The sequence below is a fragment of the Flavobacterium lacisediminis genome, assembly GCF_025909975.1.
GTDB classification, from domain to species: domain Bacteria; phylum Bacteroidota; class Bacteroidia; order Flavobacteriales; family Flavobacteriaceae; genus Flavobacterium; species Flavobacterium lacisediminis.
On record NZ_JAPCIO010000010.1, the window covers coordinates 22,471 to 41,542 of the forward strand.

Here is a 19,072-nt window from a genome sequence, read left to right on the forward strand (position 1 = left end):
AATTAAATACCCCTCAGTATTAAGTAATTATCTTTTAAATTGAAATTGTATTGAATTCTAATTTGTTTAATTGCGATTCTAATTTGGTAATATCATTTTGAATTTTTGAGTTATCTTCTTGAAAAACTGATTTGTAATATTCAATTCCATTTAAAAGATTCGCTTTAAATGTTTCCCATTTTTTTATTTGTTGAGGAGTTATTTCTAAAGTTTGATTAATTTGGTTTAAGAAATAAGAAACATATAATCCCAATTCTTTTACGAACATATTTGGTCTTTCGGTATGATTTTCGATTTCTTTTTTTCCGTAAATGTGTTGAATCATCTCTTTTAAAGAAAATTCTCTAGAAAAATAAGCAATATTTGGTCCAGGACAAACCACTACTCCTTGTGCTTGACCTTTAATTGGAATACCTAATTCGATATGACTAGCATTTGCTAATCCCACACATAAACATGATTTTTCTGTGATTGAATTGTATTCTTTTATGTAAGCTTCGAAGGAAATGCTATTGCGTTTTAATTCCAATTCTTCTATTTTCTTGTCTTGATGTTTTTTAGATGCGGTACAACTTCCTTCTTTTTTATATTCTTTACTTAATGCTAAATATTTCTTAGGACACGAACTTCCGGCTTTTCCAGACGCAATACGTTGGCTTTTAAAAAAGTCATTGGTTGTTCCTTTGATGGTATTGAACGGAACTCCTAGAGGCGAAATGTTACTCAAATACAAATCTTCTTCTTTTGCCTCCGCTAATAACTTTCTAGTTTCTATATCAACTGAAGTAGCTTCTGGAACTAAAAGAAATGGAGAACCCCAACCTACTGCATCCACTTGATAATAATCTAATAAAAACTGATGTTCTTCTGCTGTTCCAACTCCTCCTTGAACTGTGATTTTTAAAATCGGTGGTTCGTTTGGAACTATTTTATTCTTTGACGCTAAAGCATTTGTAAATAGTGAATAGGCCGATTGAATCAATTCCTCTTTCTTGTTTTTGAATTCTTCTAGAATTGGACCTAATAAAAATCCGTCGGTTGCAAATGCATGTCCGCCACAGTTTAAACCTGATTCGATTCGGTATTCAGAAACCCAAAGTCCTTTTTTAGCTAGAAAATTTCCTTGAATCATCGCCGAACGAAAATCGCTCACTTTCAAAATGATTTTCTTTTGAAATTGTCCGTTTGCATTTGGATAAAAAGCATCGAAAGTTTCCATGTAACTGTACAATCTTGGATTCATTCCAGCAGAAAAAACTACCGATGAATTTGTTATACTATTTACAAAACCTCTCAAAGCGGCATGAGCATCGTTGTAAATTAGAGGCAATTGTTCGTCATCACTAAAATTATCCTTGTCAATTTTCGTCATGATATTTACATCGATACTTCCTGGTGCAAAATGATGGTCAAGAATCGTTTTCAATTCCATCATATTGTTTTTTCCTGAATCTATTAAATGTTCTAATTTGATTTTTAATTCCGAAGTTGTTGGCAAAATGGCGATAAAATCTTCTAATTGCGTTATTTTTTCAATCAATTCCAATTTGAATGCTTCGAACTTTTGAGTGACAACTGTATCGAGTAAATTCAAATAATTTGTAATTCTTTTAGCTCTAAAATCATCTACTTTTTGCGAGATTTCTTCATAAGGTTGCTTGAATTTTTCAGCATAAAAAGCAGTCATTTTTTCAATCAAATCGTCATCCATAATAGAAATTACAGAATCAATTCCGTATTGCGCCACTCGCATTGGACTATCAATAGTGAAAGCCAATCCCATAACGGGAATGTGAAAAGTGTGTACGTTTTTTTGTAAAGTCATATTGTTTTCTTGGTTATTTTTGAGTTCGATTTATTTCTTAACGAAATAAATATTGACAAATAAAGTACAATCCTTCAGATTAATATATGATTATTATCATGCTTTGAAAATTGGAAGAGTTTAGAGTAAAATCACTAAAATGATTCCCATTAAACCACCAAAACCTAATATCAAATATTTCCAAAAAGGATGCGCTTTTTTTAATTCCATAAACTGAAAAGCCACCAACCAAAACTTAATTAAAGCTAAACTTACAACTGTTATTGCCATAATTTCTGCACTTACATTTAATGCTAAAAAAGCTGCGATTACGGTAAGTGCTAACAACAAAATAAACGTAGAAGAAATAGTGTCTTTCATAATCTATCATTTAAAAAAGTAAATAAAGTACTGGGAATAAAAGCAACCAAATTAAATCGCACATGTGCCAAAAACTGGCACTGGCTTCGATATCTTCAAAGGATGCTTCTGTTTGTTTTTTTCTGATGGAAAGTGTAATTGCTATTAAAATTACTAATCCCACGATAACATGTATAAAATGAAAACCCGTTAACAACCAATAAAAAGTAAAAAACGAATTGTAATCCATATCTAAACCAACAGCTAATTTTTCATAATATTCGATTGATTTTAAAACTAGAAATCCGAAACCTCCAACCATTGCCCAATTGAAATAGGATACTGTTTTTTTAACATTGGATGCTTTAAAAAAATGAATTCCTTTGGCTACAAAAAATCCACTGGTTAACAATAGAATCGTATTTATAGTTCCAATTGTTTTATTCAGTTTTAAACTACCATTGTGAAACAATTCACGTTCTTCTGAACCGTAATAAGCCAAAGCTAAAATGGCCATTCCAAAAGTGATGAGTTCTAGATAAATGATTATCCAGATTAAAATGCCTCCTGGTGGATAATATATTGATTTTGTATTGTTCATGATTGTAATAATTCGACTTTTCCAGTGTGTAAATCGTAAAAAGTTCCTACTATTTTGATTTTTTTCTTGTTGACCAATTCTCTAATAATTTGACTTGATGACAAAATATGATCTATGGTTGAAAGTACGTTTAATCGTCCTGCTTCATTGGATAAATGTTCTGGTAATGGATACGTTCTGTGATGGCTAAAAGCGACTTTAATTTGATTGGTTAACTGCGTAAGATGTCCCAAATTCACATTATCAATTGCTCCTTGAACCGCACCACAATTGGAATGTCCTAACACAACCAATAATTTGGTTCCTTTTACCTGAACAGCATATTCCATGCTTCCTAAAATATTGTCGTCTTCGATATTTCCAGCAACACGCGCTACAAATAAATTTCCAATTCCTTGATCAAAAACAATTTCGGGCGGTACACGCGAATCGATACAAGACAACACAAAAGTGTGCGGATGTTGGTCTTTTTCTGAATGGTGTGCTTCATCAATAAAATCATGATGCATCAATTTATTGTTTACAAATCGCTTGTTTCCTTCTATCAATTCTTTTAATGCTTCATCCGCTGTTTTAGGTACATGATGATGTTCTATTGTTTCACAAGAAAAAATAAAAAGGATAAAAATGCTGAATAAAATGGCACCTATAATTCTCATAATTTTCTAATTAATTATTTCCATTCTAACAATCGTTTTTCGCCATCAATTTGCTTGATTTCGGTGATGTCTTGTGACATTTCGATTACGCCTTTGTATTTTTTTTGTTTATCTCTAACTGCGAAATAGCGAATATAAATCAGACGTTCTTTATAATTTATCCAGAAGAACGCTTCATTTTTTTCTCCTTTTCTAAAGGCTTCTAAAATTTGTAAAACGGTATCGACACTTTTCGGTGGATGACAAAAACGAACTTCCCTGCCAATAATTCCAGCACTTCTTGGAAACACACGTTCTTCACCTCGATTGTAGAAAATTACTTTATCGTTTTCATCTACATAAGTTAAATCGATTGGCAAGGTTTTGAAAAGCAAGTTTACTTGTTCAACCGTCATGTAACCTTCATCATAATGTGCTGCTTTTTCGTCAAAAACAACATCTGTTCTGCGTTCTGTATCTTGTGATGGATGAATGTATTCCGATTCTTTTGGGAATTTTGGTGGCACTTCTGATAACATCCAACCAATTTCTTCTTCTCCTTTTCGCATTTTAATCCAATCTTCTTCTGATAATAAATCCAACGCATTTGGAAACAACACATTTTCTTCTACATCCAATAAGCGATATAAACTTTGAGTTATTAAATTGGTATTGTGTTTGGCTGAAGTAAAATCTTGTTCTTCTAAATTTTTTCTAACAATGCGAAACATTTCTCTTATCGTATCGTGAAACGACCACATATTACGCGATGGTCCTGTCCAACCTTTTTGCTCTAAAAACGGAAATAATTGATTTTCTTTTCGTTCAAAACGTTTTTCAACTGTTGCTAAATGATTAAAGACATTATAGAATTTCTGAAATTCTTCTTTTGGATTAATGGTATTTAATTCTTCTAATAATTGATGTATTAAATCGGTTTCTTCGAAATAAGTATGAATGGGATGTCCTTCAATCACGTTTGTATGTATTTCTGATGTTGACATTTTATTGATGTTTGATTTTCTCATAAAGTTTTACCAATGATTTCAGCAAAGCTTCAGGAGATGTTAATATTTGATAATGATTTTGACCGAACATTTGCGGTAAATAATATTTGGCTTGCGCTTCAATGGCTAAGGCATACGAATTGATTTTTCGCTCATTTAGTTCTCGCAACGCTTGCTTAATGTCTTGAATACCGTGTTGACCTTCGTATTTATCGTAATCGTTTGGTTTTCCATCGGAAAGAACAATAATCCATTTATTTTTAGCATCTAATTGATCCATTCTTGCTCCTGCATGACGTAAAGCGGGACCAATTCGAGTGTAGCCATTAGGTTCAACGGCGCCTATTTTATGTTTGGCTTTGTTCCAACTTTCGTTGAAATCTTTCAAAGTTAAATAGGTTGTGAAATTTCTGGTTTTGGAATAAAATCCGTCAATGGCAAAATCGATGTCGAACTCATGTAAAATTTCACCAAATAAAATGGAAACTTCTTTTTCTACATCAATCACCCTATTTCCAGCGGCATAACCATCGCTTGAAAGACTAATGTCTAACAAAACCAAAATAGCAATTTCTTTATTTTTCTTTCTTTGGGATAAATAAATGCGTTCGTCAGGCGATTTTCCAGAATGAATATCGGTATATAAATCGGTTAACGCGTCTAAATCGAAAGCGTCACCTTGTAATTGTCTTCGTTGTTGTTGCATTTTATTATTCACGCTAGTAAGCATTTTTCGTAAACCATTTAAAGTGGTTTTGTACTTTGCCATCGTGTTTTTATAATAAGTTGCGTGAGTTTTAAGTTGGGTTTTCGGATATACTTTACAGAAGTTTGTTAAGTAATTTCGTTTTTTGAAATCCCATTCGTTATATTTTAAATGGAAGCCTTTTTCATCTACCTCAGCACTTTCTGCTATTGATGTATTTTCTACAAAATCTGCTTGATAAACGGAATGCACCATATCATCTACACGAACGGTGAATCGCATGTTCATTTCTTCTAAAGCTTCTTGATGTTGTTCTAAATCATCGGCACCATCAAAATCGCGCCAATTTCCGTTGAATTCTTCCGCAGTTTCAATTTTTTCGAAACTGTGCATTAATACGTAATCTTCTTGTTGTTTTTTGTCAATCGTAAGCGATTCGATTTCTTCTACAGCTTTTGCATGAAGTGTGGTTTCGGCTACTACGTTATTTTGAATTTTCTTAGTATTGTCATCAAAGTTTTTTAATACATTTTCGTCTTCGATGTCAGGCGAATTTTTCATCCATTTTCCGTACAACCAAGAATAATCAATGGTTTGATCTTTTTTATTGATGGGTAATTTTGACACCGCATCATAATAAAACTCTTGCATGGATGGATAATCCTGAAACATTTTTTCTAAAACCAATGGTGCGGTTTCAGTAGCTTTTTCCAAAGAAAGTTCAGGTGAATTGTCTTGGTTATCCCAATTCAAATTCAATTGTTTTTGAACACTCAAATACACCGTTCTAAAAAAATAGAATTTTAGATTTTCTTCTTTTGTTGGAAATAGCGAACAATTAATTGGTAAGAAAAAGTTTTTGTTTTTGTAACCCCCTTCGCGTTCGGCAGGAAAAATTTCGATTGGAGCACCAGAGATGGCTCTTGCAAAAAGTGTTAATCGTGGTTTAATATCAGACAAGTTGATTTGACGGCTAAGAGTTTCAACATCATTTAGTCGCTTGTTTTTAAAGTATTTGAGTACTTTTTTATAAATAATCTCATCTAATTCAAAGCCCATTTTTCAATTCTTTTAAATCATTAAATCACACAAATCTTTTAAGGCTTGAATGGTTTCTTGTTCGTCTGTTAAAGGTTCTACAACGGCAACGTGAACCGCTAATCGTTTTGGTAATCCGTTGTTGATCAATTTGGCTGCGTCAACTAATAATCGAGTAGAAACGGTTTCGGTTAAACCTAATTCGGTAAGATTTCTAATTTTAGTTCCTATAGTAACTAACTTTTGAGCAATATCAGCTTCAATTCCTGTTTCGTTAATTAAAATTTCTGTTTCAACTTTTGGATTAGGATAATCGAATGAAAGTGCTACAAATCGTTGACGAGTTGATGGTTTTAATTCTTTAAATCCTTTTTGGTAGCCAGGATTAAACGAAGCGACTAATAAAAAATCAGGATGTGCTTTAATAGTTTCTCCTAATTTATCAATGAAAAGTTCTCTTCTGTGATCGGTTAAGGAGTGAATGGCTACGATGACATCTGGTCGTGCTTCGGCAACTTCATCTAGATATAAAATATATCCGTTTTTTACGGCTATGGATAAAGGTCCATCAATCCAAATGGTTTCGGCTCCTTTGATAATGAAACGTCCAATTAAATCGGTTGCTGAAGTTTCTTCGTGACAACTTACGGTGACTAATGTTTTATTCAATTCATTCGCCATGTATTCGATAAAACGAGACTTTCCAGAACCTGTTGGCCCTTTTAATAATAAAGGCAATTGCAATTGGTTAATCTGATTGAAAACTTCAATTTCTGAACCTACTGCTTTATAAAATATTGTTTTTTCTGCTACTATCATGACAATTTATTTTAAAAAAACCGAAACCAAATGCTGGCAGCGACAACTCTGGGCACTTGGTCTCGGTTAGCTATTAATTTTAAATTTCTAACCAAAATAATTAATAACTATTCTTCTTTTACAAGTGCTTCATCTGTGGGTTTACCATATTTGATAAACTCAATAATGAATAATGTAATTCCTGTTGTAAAAAGTGTTGCACAAAGCAGTAACACTACGAAGTGAATTGCAATTTCATTTTGAACATCCATGAAATCTAATTTCATTTTACGTTCTAAATATACTTGAGCAACACCAGCAACTCCAAAAGCTACCGTCATTCCTAACATTCCCACATTTGACAACCAAAAAGCCATATGACCACTTGTATTGTTGTAACGTTTTCTTCCTGTTAAATTGGGCAACGCATAGCTGATTATTGCTAAAACAATCATAGCATAAGCACCCCAGAATGCATAGTGACCGTGCATTGCCGTTACTAATGTTCCGTGTGTGTAAAGATTCGTTTGTGGTAATGTATGTGCAAAACCTAATAACCCAGCTCCTACAAAAGATACAATAGAAGCGCCGATTGTCCAGAATAAAGCAATTTTGTTTGGATGTGATTTTTCACCTTTTCTATACATGTACACTGCGAATAATGCCATCGCTAAGAACGCTAATGGTTCTAATGCTGAGAAAATTCCACCTACGATTAACCAAATTTTATTAACTCCTATATAATAATAATGGTGACCTGTTCCTAATAAACCTGAAAGGAACGTTAATCCTACAATTACATATAACCATTTTTCAATAACTTCTCTATCAACACCAGTAAGTTTGATTAATAAGTACGATAAAATACCTCCCATGATTAGTTCCCAAACTCCTTCAACCCATAAATGGACTACCCACCAACGGAAGAATGAATCGGTAACTTGACTATCGAACCAAATCATACCAGGTAAATATAACAATGCTGCAAAAACCAATCCCATTGTTAAAACCAAAGAGGTTGTTGTTCGTCTTTCTGCTTTATATAAAGTGGTGAGGATTAATCCTAAGAACAGTAAAACATTGATAACAACCAAAATATCTAATTCTCTTGGAATTTCAAGGAATTTTCGGCCTTCCCAAATATTAAAGTGATACCCAACGATAGCTAAAACTCCAACAACTGCTAAGGAAATCAACTGTACATAAGCCAATTTCACATTGACTAATTCTCGTTGCGCTTCTTCAGGAATAATATAATATGCGGCACCCATGAAACCGGTTAATAACCAAACTACTAATAAATTAGTGTGAACGGCTCTCGCTGTATTGAACGGAATAAAGTCATGAAGACCATCCATTCCAATTCGGGCAAAGCCCATAATAAAACCATAGATAATTTGTAATGCAAATAATAACATGCATAATCCAAAGAACCAATACGCTACTTTTTGTGATTTATATTTCATAACTCTATATTTTGGATTATTTTTTGTCTTTAGCTAAAGGAGAAACCACTCGATCAAAACCATTCAAATCAATGTTGCCAATCCATTTAAAGTAAGCGACCATCGCTTCTGCATCGGCATCATTCATTTCGTATTTGACCATTTTTCTGCCTTTTGGCCCCCAAGGAACTGGAGATTGTAAGACCGCTTTTACGTAGCCTTCTCCTCTTCTTTCAATTACCTTGGTAAGTTCTGGAGCATAATACGCTCCTTCACCAAGTATGGTATGACAACCCATACAATTATTCGATTCCCAAATTTCTTTTCCTCGAATAACTTTTGCATCAATCTTTTCATGATAAGTTTGATCATTTTTAGGCATGAACGAATAGATAGTTAATCCAATAAAGACTAAAAAGGTAACTACTGTTCCACCTAAAAAAAATGCTCGTGCTTGTGATTTTGATAACATATTTTAGATATTAGTTAAGAATAATTTATAATTAAAGATATTTTTATCCTTTTTAATTATATAGCAAAATAACTAACAAAAAAAGTCATTAAATATGATTAGAATCATACAATAAAAAATATATTAAAGATAGATTTGTCTTTTATTAAATTAAATTTAGAAACATGGTTATAGATTCAAACAAAACAGTAGGCACAATAGTAGCAGATGATTATAGAACTGCTGGTGTTTTTAGCCAATTAGGTATCGATTTTTGTTGTAAAGGGAACCGAACTATTGATGAAGTATGTGCAAAAAAAGGAATAGATAAATTTGCTCTTTTAGATGAATTAGAAAGAGTAACATCTAACAACAATAATCAAGGTATTGATTTTAAATCTTGGGAATTGGATTTATTGATTGATTATATTGAAAAAAAACACCATCGTTATGTGGAAGACAAAATCCCGCAATTGCTTTCGTTTTTAATTAAGCTAGAGCAAGTACATGGTGCACAACATCCAGAACTTTTTGAAATTAAAAAATTATTCAAAAGAAGTGCTGATGAATTAACGCAACACATGAAAAAAGAGGAGTTAATTTTATTTCCATTCATCAAAAAAATGGTGGAAGCCAATAGAAATAATTCACCTATAAATATTCCTGGATTTGGTTCTGTAGCCAACCCAATTGCTATGATGATGGAAGAACATGAAAATGAAGGCGAAAGATTTGAAAAAATTGTAGAATTATCAAACAATTATACACCGCCTGCAGATGCTTGTAACACGTACAAAGTAACGTACCAAATGCTACAAGAATTTGAAGCAGATTTACATGCGCACATTCATTTAGAAAATAATATTTTGTTTCCAAGTGCCGTTGTTTTACAAGATAAGTTTTATTAGTTAATTAGGTTCTTTAAACGGAGTCGTCATAATTACATGGCGACTCTTTTTAAAGTAAAAGGACTGCTAAATTTTATATTAGCAGTCCTTTTTTAATTAACAATAACCCTATTTATAATTAATTAACCTATTTTTTATATGCAAACAATTGCGGATTAAATGATACCATTACCCAAGCCCAATTGTTACAATTGTTGTTATTCCCTCCTTTTAAAATTTCCATAGTGTTGCTTCCAAACATTTTAGAAACACCTCCAGAAATTATAAAGTTTTTATCTAATTTATAAGTCCCTGTTATGTCGATTTCTGTTCCTAAATAATAGTCTTGTTCTTCTAAAGTAGTCATGTTGTAAACTGATGCCGAACTATAAAATAAATGTGGCGATAACGTTACTTGCCATTTATTCTTATCGTAAATGAATTTGGTATAAAAATCTTGTAATCCAACCGAATTTTTATGATTTCCGACGTAGAAATAATCCATTAAACCATTGAAGCCGTGGTTAGTTCCAAATAATGGCGAGAATGATTTTACTTTAGTATCGGTATCATTTTGATCTTTACCTGATAAATATTCGAAACCTAATTCGGCTTTAAACGGAACTGTGAATTTGTAACCTAAATTAAATCCTGCATAATACGCACCAACATCTACTTTATCATTAGTAACTGCAGCTTCACCCATTTGAGCATACAAACCGAAATCACCATAAAATTTTGAAGTAACCCATTTTCCATAAGTTCCAAGGGTTTGCAAATAGGCAACTTGAAATTTATTTTCTATCAAATTTTCATATTGATAGCCATTATTCAACGCTAAAAAGCTTAAACTTAGTTTTGAGAATTTTTGGTTGAACCAAATAAACTGCATGTTTTTATAGTTCGTCACATATGCTGATTCGTAAAGAGCTTCATTGTTATTATTCAACGCAGCTCCGAAATCCATTTGGTAGTTATTTTTCTTATTTGTAACCAAAACTGCATCGTGACTTTGACCTTGTTGTAGCCAATCGATACCGCCCATGATTCTTTGATTGTCATACGAAAGAACTTGCCGACCGAATTTAGCTGTCCAGTTTGTATTGAAATCATACGAAATCCAAGATTCGAATAACGCTACTCCGTTTTTATCTGATGGAGAAGTTGTAGCCACATCACCCCAAACTCTAACATTTTGAAATGATAAATTGGCTTTGAATTTTTCTTGTTTGTAAAAGAAATTCATCCTCGAGCGTTGGGAAACAAATGAAGTTGGATATAACTCATCTTTCATTAATTCTTTGAATCCGTTTCGGTATTCAAATCGAGGTCTAATTTGTAGGTTGACGTCTAACTCTTGAGCAAAAGAACCTGCTGTCGAAATTGCAAAAGCAACTGCAACTAGAATTTTATTATGAAGTTTCATTTTTTATTGTTTTTTTTTGGAAGCCACTACTCTACTTTCGCTGCTTCTTCTTTGATTTTTGAAACCGTTTTATCGTAACTAACTCCTAAACCTTCTTGTTGGAATGCCAATTCACCTTCCGCATTAAATACACTAATTATATTGGAATGTGAGAAATCAATTGGAGATATTTTTTTATAATTTACTGCTAAAACCGCTGCAAACTCTCTAGTGTTTTCTTCATTAGAACGTAAGAAAACCCATTGATTTCCAGTCATTTTATTTTCGATAGAAAAATCTTTTAATCGTTTTGGAGTATCTACTGTTGGATCGATACTTACTAAAACCATTTGGACTTTATCTTTGTATTCTTCCGGAATTTTAGATTCAATATTTCGCATATCAGCTACTAATCTTGGACAAGCTGATTTACATGAAGTATAAATCATCACCATAACTAGTACTTTTCCTCTCAAATCTTTCAGCTCAATATCTTTTCCGTCTTGATTGGTCCATTTTTCAGGCAAATTATAAATTGATAAATCGGTTATAGGTTTATCTTTTATATTTTGTTTTTCTTCATTTGAATTGCATCCTAAAATAAAAATAGAGGCAATTACTAGTAAAATTATCTTTTTCATGACATATTTTTTTAATTGAAAACTCAATTAGAGATGTTTTTGGCACATCTGAAGCCCAAATTTTTTGTAGTGTAATTCGCTTTTATACTGCCTCTAAAAGCATAGCGCATAAAAGCGGCATAATTCATTAAATCGGTTGCGTTGACAGAACCACTTCCGCAGAACAAATCTTTATCGGTATCTTTATCTTTTCTAGATTCTCCTGATAAAAAGATGCTGTTAAAATCGAAAGTCCATTCCCAAACTAGTCCGTGCATATCGTAAACACCCCAGTAATTTTTGAATGTTTTCCCTACGGAATTGTTGTAAGTTTTATTTTTTTCATACCAACTCAAGATGTATTTATTGAATTCTTCTCGTGAACGAGCATCTTTTCTTTTTTCGTCTGCCATGGCTACATATTCCCATTCATCTAATGTTGCTAATCTTTTACCTTGGCATTCGCAATATTCTTTTGCAGCAAACCAAGAAACATTGGTAACAGGCGCATTCGGATTTAATTTACCGAAATTCAAATCGCCACTCCATTCATATAAGTAAGTAGTATTGGCAAAAAGACGTTTGATTTTTGATTTTCGGTAAGCCGAATTGGTTTTTAAGAATTCTAAATATTCTTGATTTGTAACCGGATATACATCTAACAAAAAGGATTTGATGTAAACTGGTTTTTTATCTGCAGTTCCATATAAAGGAACATAACTCCCTGCTCCTATGGTTACCATATCTTCGGATACCTGAGAAAAAGAAATGGAAACCCAAAATAATAAAATTAGGCAGTAGTGAAATCGTTTAATAAATTGAGCTTCCATTCTTTATTTTTTTATATTAATGTATATCTTTTGTTTTTGGTGCTGGTTTTGCTCTCTGTGCTTTAACCATTTCTGGAGTTACTTTTGTTTTGTTATTTCCCCAACTATTATATACATAAGTTAAAACATCTGAAATTTCTTGATCCGTAAGGTTTTGACTAGTCATTACTGAATTAAATATTTTACCATTCACTTTAATTTCGCCGCTTAAACCATGAAGTACTGCGCTTATAGCTCTATTTGGATCTGCATTTAAGAAATCTGATTTAGATAGCGGAGGGAACGCTGCAGGAATACCTTGTCCTTCTGACTGGTGACATGCAAAACAAGTTCTTGAATAAATGTTTTTACCATCTGTCATTTGTTGGCTTAAAGTTTTATTAACTACAACTTCTTTACCATTACCGGTTTTTGGCATATTTTGAATGGTTCCTCCTTCTGGATGATATATTCCTTCTTGAGTAGTACCTGAGTAAATTTTAGCATTTTCGGCTCCTTCTACTTTTAACATTCCTAAGGCTCCTTTATTAAATGCTCTAAAAATGGAATGGTCTACTAAAATAAATGTTCCAGGAACATCCACTTTAAACTCTACAATAGCTGAACCACCAGCAGGAATTAAAGTAGTTTGTACATTTTTGTTGATCATGTCACCACCTTCTATATGTACTTTATCAAAAATTTCTCCAATAACGTGAAAGGATGAAACTAAGTTTGGACCACCATTACCCATGTAAATTCTAACTGTTTCACCTACTTTAGCGGTTAAAGCTTTATCACCTGTTAAAGCACCTACTTTTCCGTTAAAGACTACGTAATCCGCATGTTCATCTACTGCTTTTGTCATGTCAAAAGGTTGCATTCCTGGTTCTCCATATTTACCTTTCGTATAAAAATCACCTTGCATTACGTAGTATTCTTTGTCTACTGGAGGTAAACCACCTTCTGGTTCTACCAAAATTAAACCATACATTCCGTTTGCAATGTGCATTCCCACAGGAGCTGTTGCACAATGGTACACATACAATCCAGGATTAATACATTTAAAATTAAATGTTTTTTCATGTCCTGGCGCTACTAAAGAAGATGCTGCTCCACCACCTGGACCTGTAACGGCATGTAAATCGATGTTATGAGGTAATTTGTTGTCTGGGTGATTTTTCAAAGTAAATTCAACTTCATCACCTACTCTAGTTCTAATAAAACTTCCTGGAACACTACCTCCAAAAGTCCAGTAAACATACTTAACACCGTCGGCCATTTCTCCTTCGATTTCTTTGATTTCCATGTTTACAATTAATTTTTTAGCAGGACGATCTCCAACAGGTTTTGGAACAAATGGAGGTGCTGTTAGTTCTGCAATCATTTGATCACCAACTGCAATATCAGCATAATTGGTGGTTGAGTCACCGTTTTGTTTACATGCTATACTTGCCGCACAAGCTACACATAATACCAAAACTTTTTTAATAAAATTACTCATGGTAGAAAAATTAGTTTTAAATATTGGTTTAAATAATAGTTTCGTTACTATCATTTTATAGGTCAAAATTAAAAGACAAAAACATCCTTTAATATGATAAAAATCATGTTTCAAAAAAAAGTTAAAAAAATATTAAAATGATTTATTAATAGTTAAACTGAAATAAAAAAAGTACATTTGTTAACCAAATGGTTAAACCAAATAGTTAACTTATGAGAACAGAAGAAAAAATATTTGAGGCCGCATTTAGAGTATTTCAATTAAAAGGGTTTAAAGGAGCAAGAATGCAAGAAATTGCAGATGAAGCAGGTATAAATAAGGCCATGCTTCACTATTGTTTCAAAAACAAAGAGTTATTATTTGAAGCTGTATTTATGAATGCATTTGGAAAATTAGCTCCACAAATAAATGAAATATTTAAATCTCAAGATTCCATCTTTGAAAAGATAAAAAAATTCACTGATAGTTATATTTCATTTGTAATAGATTATCCATTCTTACCACAATTCATAATTCAGGAAATGAATAATAACCCTGAGTTTGTAACAAAATTTCTTGAAAAAGAGAATCGACCAGATCCAACAAAATTAATTCATCAAATTGAAAATGAAATCAAGTTAGGTATTCTAAAACCAATTAATCCAAAACAATTATTGATAGATATTTTTTCAATGACAGTTTTTCCTTTTGCAGCTCAAGCTTTGCTTAAAGGTATGATTCAGGTATCTAATGAAGAATTTATGCAACTAATGGAAGAACGTAAAAAATATATTTACGAACAAATTATCACCTCAATTAAAAAGTAATGAAAAATCTAATCTTAATCTTTTTTGTAACCTTATATGGTTATACAAATGCACAAGAGAAAATTTCTCTTGATAAATGTTATGAATTAGTACGAATTAATTATCCGTTATCTAAACAAAATGAAGCTTTAAATTCTCAGCTCAAATTACAAAATGAAATAATAGAATTAGATAAATTACCAAAAGTATCATTAAACGCTCAAGCAACCTATCAGTCAGAAGTAACACAAATTCCATTTTCACTACCTAATGCAACTATAGAGCCATTAAATAAAGACCAATACAGAGCAACTCTTGATGTCAATCAGCTGATTTATAATGGTGGATTGTTAAATGCTCAGTCAAAACTAAAAGAAATTCAATTTAAAACACAACAACAACAAATTGAAGTGTCTCTATATCAATTAAAAAATATTGTTAACCAATACTTTTTTGGCATTTTATTATTGCAAGAAAAAAATGAATTATTGCAATCAAAAATGAGTTTATTAATAGAGAAGAACAAAGAAGTGAAAACGGCTGTTAAATTCGGTGCAATATTGCCAGCTTCTGAGCAAGTTTTAGAAGCTGAAATCATTAAAATTCAACAACAAATAAACGATTTACAATTTGATAAAAGAAAACTACTGTATCATCTAGAAAAATTAACCGCAACAAATTTTGATGAGAATATAATTTTAGAAAATTCAATATCATTAGAAACTACAGAAGCATTACGTCCTGAATTTGATTTTTTTAATTTACAAAACCAGCAATTAGAAGCTTCACAAATCATCGTTTCTAAATCAAATCTCCCTAAATTAAATGCTTTTATACAAGGCGGTTACGGAAACCCCGCATTGAACATGCTAAATAATTCATTTGAAGCTTTTTATGTGACAGGAATTCGATTGAATTGGACATTATTTGATTGGAATAAAACAAAAAAAGAAAAAGAAGTTCTTGAAATATCAAAACAATTAATAGCATCTGAAAAAGAAACTTTTCAATTAAACTTAAATAGACAATTACAAGAAACAGATTTTGAAATTCAAAAAATAAATCAACAACTAAAATCGGATGAAGAAATAATTGATTTACGCCAAAAAATAGTAAAATCGTCTGAAGCTCAAATGAAAAATGGTGTTATTACAACTTCGGAATATTTAAATGAAATTGATAAACTTTTTGAATCAAAAAACAATCAAAAATCACACCAAATACAGCTACAATTAACTCAAGCAAATTATCAAATTATTAAAGGAAATTAAAATGAAAAATATAGCCTTACTTGTATTAGCAATGTTTATAATAAGTTGCAATGAAAATAATGAAAAAGCAGATGCTTATGGAAATTTTGAAACTACAGAAATAACTGTTTCGTCTGAGAGTAATGGAAAAATTGAGTTTCTAAACCTCGAAGAGGGTGATGTTGTGGAAAAAGGTAAAACTGTTGGTTTAATTGATACTTTGCAATTATATTATACTAAAATGCAACTTATAGCATCTCAAAAAACAGTTAGTTCAAAATCAGGAAATGTGTTGTCTCAAAAACAAGTGTTACAAGAACAATTAAAAACAGCAAAAATAGAACAAACCCGAATTAAAAATATGTTTTCAGAAAATGCTGCTACAAAAAGGCAAGTTGATGAAATTAATGGAAAAGTAAAAGTCATTGAAGAACAAATTAAAGGTGTAGGAACTCAAAATGCACCTATTAAAAATGAAGCCAATTCATTTTCGGTGCAAATTGAAAAAATTAACGATCAAATAAAAAAATGCAATTTAGTAAACCCTATTAAAGGAACTGTTTTAACTAAGTATGCTGAACCTAATGAAGTTACAACATTTGGAAAACCACTTTACAAGATTGCCAATCTTGAAGAAATGAATCTACGTGTTTATATTTCAGAAACTCAATTATCAAGTATTAAAATTGGACAACAAGTTAAAGTAAAAATAGATGATTTTGAACAAACCAAAGAGTATACTGGAAACATTATATGGATAAGTTCACAAGCAGAATTTACGCCGAAAATTATACAAACCAAAGAAGAAAGAGCTAATCTAGTTTATGCAGTTAAGATAAGAGTAAAAAATGATGGAAGCTTAAAAATTGGAATGCCTGCAGAGATCTGGATAAAATAAATAGTATTAATTAATCAAAAAAAATAAAAGAATGAAACAAATTGCCATAATCGCAGTATTATCAATAGTTATTGGATGTAAAACATCTGAATCAAATTTAAAAACAACAAATACTATGAATTTAAAAAACCTACATACTGAACAAAAAGCAGTACAAACTCAAATTTTATTTCAGCCAACAGAGGCTAAAGTAATTTCATTACAAATAGCAAAAAATGAACAATTAGCAGAGCATATAACAAAAGTACCAGCACTCTTAGTTTGTGTATCTGGAAATGCAACTTATAATGATGAAAAAGGAGAAAAAATAAATCTAAAATCTGGTAGTTATGTAAATATTCCTATCAACATAAAACATTGGATTGACGCTCATGAAGAAAGTAACTTTCTTTTGATAAAATAAAGCGAAATGAGTATTTCAGTACAAAACATATCAAAATCATTTAAAAATGTTTCTGCCATACAAAACATTTCATTTGAAGTGAAAAGCGGAGAATTGTTTGGCTTAATTGGTCCCGACGGTGCTGGAAAAACAACGCTTTTTAGAACCTTAACTACATTATTGATTCCAAACGAAGGTAATGCTATTGTTGCAGGGCACGATATAATAAAAAACGTAAAAGAAATTCGAAATTCAGTAGGTTATATGCCCGGAAAATTCTCGTTATACCAAGATTTAACGATTGCTGAAAATTTAGCTTTTTTTGCGACAATTTTCGGAACAACTATTGAAGAAAATTACGATTTGATTGAAGATATTTACGTGCAAATAGAACCTTTTAAAAATCGAAGAGCTGGTGCATTATCAGGTGGGATGAAACAAAAATTAGCGCTTTGTTGTGCCTTAATTCACAAACCAGAAGTATTATTTTTAGACGAACCTACAACTGGTGTAGATCCCGTTTCAAGAAAAGAATTTTGGGAAATGCTAAAACGCTTAAAACAAAAAGGAATTACAATTTTAGTATCTACTCCATATATGGACGAAGCGGTTTTGTGTGACCGAATCGCCTTAATTCAAAAAGGTGAAATTCTAAAAATTGATACCCCCGAAAATATAGTTAGCTCATACAAAAAAACGATTTATGACATAAAAACCAATAAAATGCATCAATTGATTGAACATTTAAAGAAATTCCCAACTCATTATAGTGTTTTTGCATTTGGCGAGTATGTGCATTACATCGACAATAATATCGAATTAGATCTTCAAAAATTAAAAATTTATCTCGAAGAAAAACAGCATACAAATATTATTATTCAAAAAGCAACTACAACAATTGAAGATGTTTTTATGGATTTATAAAAAATGAAAAAATGGTAAACCATATTAGTAATGAAAAAGTCATAGAAGTAGAAAATCTTACCAAAAAATTTGGTGATTTTACTGCTGTAAAAGGAATTTCTTTTCATGTAAATAAGGGCGAAATTTTTGGCTTTCTTGGAGCAAATGGCGCAGGAAAAACTACAGCAATGAAAATGCTAATAGGTATTTCAAATCCTTCAAGCGGTAATGCAAACGTGGCGGGTTTTGATGTGCATACCCAAAGCGACGAAGTTAAAAAAAGTATTGGCTATATGAGCCAAAAATTTTCAATGTACGATGACTTAACTGTTCAGGAAAATATTACCTTTTTTGGAGGAATTTATGGTCTTTCAAGAAAACAAATTAAGAAAAAAACAGCTGAACTTATTGAAGAATTGCAATTAGGAGATATTACAAAATCAAGAGTAGGATCATTACCATTGGGATGGAAACAAAAACTAGCTTTTTCAGTTTCTTTGTTACATGAACCAAAAATTGTTTTTTTAGATGAACCTACAGGTGGTGTAGACCCTATAACCAGAAGACAATTTTGGGAACTTATCTATACGGAAGCAGATAAAGGAACCACTATTTTTGTAACCACACATTACATGGATGAAGCCGAATATTGTGATCGTGTTTCTATTATGGTAGACGGTGTTATTGAAGCCTTGGATACACCTAAAAACTTAAAAAAGCAATTTGATGTGGACTCTATGAATGAAGTATTCTTAAAATTAGCTCGAAATATTGAATAAAA

The 19,072-nt window shown here is 31.7% G+C and carries 20 protein-coding genes; 7 read left to right on the forward strand and 13 right to left on the reverse strand.

Going from position 1 to position 19,072, the window contains the following annotated elements:
• Positions 1 to 34 precede the first annotated feature (34 nt).
• From OJ995_RS12415 to OJ995_RS12455, 9 genes are all read right to left on the reverse strand, one after another.
• Positions 35 to 1,825, reverse strand: coding sequence for a hypothetical protein (locus tag OJ995_RS12415; RefSeq protein ID WP_264369721.1), 1,791 nt, complete (start codon positions 1,823 to 1,825; stop codon positions 35 to 37).
• A gap of 120 nt (positions 1,826 to 1,945) precedes the next feature.
• Entirely contained in the window at positions 1,946 to 2,185 is a 240-nt protein-coding gene (locus OJ995_RS12420) for a cytochrome C oxidase subunit IV family protein (RefSeq protein ID WP_264369722.1), read from the reverse strand.
• A gap of 10 nt (positions 2,186 to 2,195) precedes the next feature.
• On the reverse strand, positions 2,196 to 2,765 hold the full coding sequence (locus OJ995_RS12425) for a cytochrome c oxidase subunit 3 (protein ID WP_264369723.1): 570 nt from the start codon (positions 2,763 to 2,765) through the stop codon (positions 2,196 to 2,198).
• Complete coding sequence (locus tag OJ995_RS12430) at positions 2,762 to 3,424, reverse strand: carbonic anhydrase (protein ID WP_264369724.1); 663 nt, start codon at positions 3,422 to 3,424, stop codon at positions 2,762 to 2,764. Before OJ995_RS12430 ends, OJ995_RS12425 begins: the two co-directional genes overlap by 4 nt.
• Positions 3,425 to 3,438: 14 nt before the next feature.
• A complete protein-coding gene (locus tag OJ995_RS12435) occupies positions 3,439 to 4,392 on the reverse strand; it encodes a DUF438 domain-containing protein (RefSeq protein WP_432419333.1) in 954 nt (317 codons plus the stop codon).
• 16 nt (positions 4,393 to 4,408) lie between these two features.
• On the reverse strand, positions 4,409 to 6,175 hold the full coding sequence (locus OJ995_RS12440; RefSeq protein ID WP_264369726.1) for a nitric oxide reductase activation protein NorD: 1,767 nt from the start codon (positions 6,173 to 6,175) through the stop codon (positions 4,409 to 4,411).
• Positions 6,176 to 6,187: 12 nt separating this feature from the next.
• Positions 6,188 to 6,973: a CbbQ/NirQ/NorQ/GpvN family protein gene (locus OJ995_RS12445; RefSeq protein WP_133606766.1), complete on the reverse strand. Its 786-nt coding sequence runs from the start codon at positions 6,971 to 6,973 to the stop codon at positions 6,188 to 6,190.
• A gap of 107 nt (positions 6,974 to 7,080) precedes the next feature.
• Positions 7,081 to 8,418, reverse strand: a complete 1,338-nt coding sequence (locus OJ995_RS12450) for a cbb3-type cytochrome c oxidase subunit I (RefSeq protein ID WP_264369727.1) — start codon at positions 8,416 to 8,418, stop codon at positions 7,081 to 7,083.
• Positions 8,419 to 8,434: 16 nt separating this feature from the next.
• Positions 8,435 to 8,869 carry a c-type cytochrome gene (locus OJ995_RS12455; RefSeq protein WP_264369728.1) on the reverse strand — a complete coding sequence of 145 codons (435 nt, stop codon included), beginning with the start codon at positions 8,867 to 8,869 and terminating at the stop codon, positions 8,435 to 8,437.
• Between the two features lie 164 nt (positions 8,870 to 9,033).
• Between OJ995_RS12455 and ric the strand changes: the two genes are divergently transcribed.
• Positions 9,034 to 9,756, forward strand: coding sequence for an iron-sulfur cluster repair di-iron protein (ric, locus tag OJ995_RS12460; protein WP_264369729.1), 723 nt, complete (start codon positions 9,034 to 9,036; stop codon positions 9,754 to 9,756).
• Positions 9,757 to 9,883: 127 nt separating this feature from the next.
• Here the strand turns inward: ric and OJ995_RS12465 are convergent, their stop codons facing one another.
• Genes OJ995_RS12465 through nirK form a run of 4 tightly spaced genes read right to left on the reverse strand, consistent with a single transcriptional unit; the run spans position 9,884 to position 14,073 of the window.
• Positions 9,884 to 11,161, reverse strand: a complete 1,278-nt coding sequence (locus OJ995_RS12465; RefSeq protein WP_264369730.1) for an alginate export family protein — start codon at positions 11,159 to 11,161, stop codon at positions 9,884 to 9,886.
• 26 nt (positions 11,162 to 11,187) lie between these two features.
• Positions 11,188 to 11,781, reverse strand: a complete 594-nt coding sequence (locus OJ995_RS12470; RefSeq protein ID WP_264369731.1) for an SCO family protein — start codon at positions 11,779 to 11,781, stop codon at positions 11,188 to 11,190.
• A gap of 23 nt (positions 11,782 to 11,804) precedes the next feature.
• Positions 11,805 to 12,590, reverse strand: a complete 786-nt coding sequence (locus OJ995_RS12475; RefSeq protein ID WP_242004793.1) for a formylglycine-generating enzyme family protein — start codon at positions 12,588 to 12,590, stop codon at positions 11,805 to 11,807.
• A 16-nt stretch (positions 12,591 to 12,606) separates the two neighbouring features.
• Positions 12,607 to 14,073 (reverse strand): copper-containing nitrite reductase, encoded by a 1,467-nt coding sequence (nirK, locus tag OJ995_RS12480; RefSeq protein WP_264369732.1) that lies wholly within the window; start codon positions 14,071 to 14,073, stop codon positions 12,607 to 12,609.
• A 212-nt stretch (positions 14,074 to 14,285) separates the two neighbouring features.
• Between nirK and OJ995_RS12485 the strand changes: the two genes are divergently transcribed.
• From OJ995_RS12485 to OJ995_RS12510, 6 genes are read left to right on the forward strand one after another with little or no spacing between them, the layout of a single operon-like run.
• Positions 14,286 to 14,879: a TetR/AcrR family transcriptional regulator gene (locus OJ995_RS12485; RefSeq protein ID WP_264369733.1), complete on the forward strand. Its 594-nt coding sequence runs from the start codon at positions 14,286 to 14,288 to the stop codon at positions 14,877 to 14,879.
• On the forward strand, positions 14,879 to 16,129 hold the full coding sequence (locus OJ995_RS12490; RefSeq protein WP_264369734.1) for a TolC family protein: 1,251 nt from the start codon (positions 14,879 to 14,881) through the stop codon (positions 16,127 to 16,129). The genes OJ995_RS12485 and OJ995_RS12490 overlap by 1 nt, the downstream gene beginning before the upstream one ends.
• A 1-nt stretch (position 16,130) precedes the next feature.
• Entirely contained in the window at positions 16,131 to 17,006 is an 876-nt protein-coding gene (locus OJ995_RS12495) for an HlyD family secretion protein (protein ID WP_264369735.1), read from the forward strand.
• Positions 17,007 to 17,037: 31 nt separating this feature from the next.
• A complete protein-coding gene (locus tag OJ995_RS12500; RefSeq protein ID WP_264369736.1) occupies positions 17,038 to 17,409 on the forward strand; it encodes a cupin domain-containing protein in 372 nt (123 codons plus the stop codon).
• A 6-nt stretch (positions 17,410 to 17,415) separates the two neighbouring features.
• The gene (locus OJ995_RS12505) at positions 17,416 to 18,312 is read left to right on the forward strand and encodes an ABC transporter ATP-binding protein (protein WP_264369737.1); all 897 of its coding nucleotides are present in this window, start codon (positions 17,416 to 17,418) and stop codon (positions 18,310 to 18,312) included.
• Between the two features lie 11 nt (positions 18,313 to 18,323).
• Complete coding sequence (locus OJ995_RS12510) at positions 18,324 to 19,070, forward strand: ABC transporter ATP-binding protein (RefSeq protein ID WP_284698695.1); 747 nt, start codon at positions 18,324 to 18,326, stop codon at positions 19,068 to 19,070.
• Positions 19,071 to 19,072 lie beyond the last annotated feature (2 nt).

Bases quoted from the DNA above. Each gene is read 5' to 3' on its own strand.
- OJ995_RS12415 (WP_264369721.1), bottom strand. From the start codon at position 1,825: ATGACTTTACAAAAAAACGTACACACTTTTCACATTCCCGTTATGGGA.
- OJ995_RS12420 (WP_264369722.1), bottom strand. From the start codon at position 2,185: ATGAAAGACACTATTTCTTCTACGTTTATTTTGTTGTTAGCACTTACC.
- OJ995_RS12425 (WP_264369723.1), bottom strand. From the start codon at position 2,765: ATGAACAATACAAAATCAATATATTATCCACCAGGAGGCATTTTAATC.
- OJ995_RS12430 (WP_264369724.1), bottom strand. From the start codon at position 3,424: ATGAGAATTATAGGTGCCATTTTATTCAGCATTTTTATCCTTTTTATT.
- OJ995_RS12440 (WP_264369726.1), bottom strand. From the start codon at position 6,175: ATGGGCTTTGAATTAGATGAGATTATTTATAAAAAAGTACTCAAATAC.
- OJ995_RS12445 (WP_133606766.1), bottom strand. From the start codon at position 6,973: ATGATAGTAGCAGAAAAAACAATATTTTATAAAGCAGTAGGTTCAGAA.
- OJ995_RS12450 (WP_264369727.1), bottom strand. From the start codon at position 8,418: ATGAAATATAAATCACAAAAAGTAGCGTATTGGTTCTTTGGATTATGC.
- OJ995_RS12455 (WP_264369728.1), bottom strand. From the start codon at position 8,869: ATGTTATCAAAATCACAAGCACGAGCATTTTTTTTAGGTGGAACAGTA.
- ric (WP_264369729.1), top strand. From the start codon at position 9,034: ATGGTTATAGATTCAAACAAAACAGTAGGCACAATAGTAGCAGATGAT.
- OJ995_RS12465 (WP_264369730.1), bottom strand. From the start codon at position 11,161: ATGAAACTTCATAATAAAATTCTAGTTGCAGTTGCTTTTGCAATTTCG.
- OJ995_RS12470 (WP_264369731.1), bottom strand. From the start codon at position 11,781: ATGAAAAAGATAATTTTACTAGTAATTGCCTCTATTTTTATTTTAGGA.
- OJ995_RS12475 (WP_242004793.1), bottom strand. From the start codon at position 12,590: ATGGAAGCTCAATTTATTAAACGATTTCACTACTGCCTAATTTTATTA.
- nirK (WP_264369732.1), bottom strand. From the start codon at position 14,073: ATGAGTAATTTTATTAAAAAAGTTTTGGTATTATGTGTAGCTTGTGCG.
- OJ995_RS12485 (WP_264369733.1), top strand. From the start codon at position 14,286: ATGAGAACAGAAGAAAAAATATTTGAGGCCGCATTTAGAGTATTTCAA.
- OJ995_RS12490 (WP_264369734.1), top strand. From the start codon at position 14,879: ATGAAAAATCTAATCTTAATCTTTTTTGTAACCTTATATGGTTATACA.
- OJ995_RS12495 (WP_264369735.1), top strand. From the start codon at position 16,131: ATGAAAAATATAGCCTTACTTGTATTAGCAATGTTTATAATAAGTTGC.
- OJ995_RS12500 (WP_264369736.1), top strand. From the start codon at position 17,038: ATGAAACAAATTGCCATAATCGCAGTATTATCAATAGTTATTGGATGT.
- OJ995_RS12505 (WP_264369737.1), top strand. From the start codon at position 17,416: ATGAGTATTTCAGTACAAAACATATCAAAATCATTTAAAAATGTTTCT.
- OJ995_RS12510 (WP_284698695.1), top strand. From the start codon at position 18,324: ATGGTAAACCATATTAGTAATGAAAAAGTCATAGAAGTAGAAAATCTT.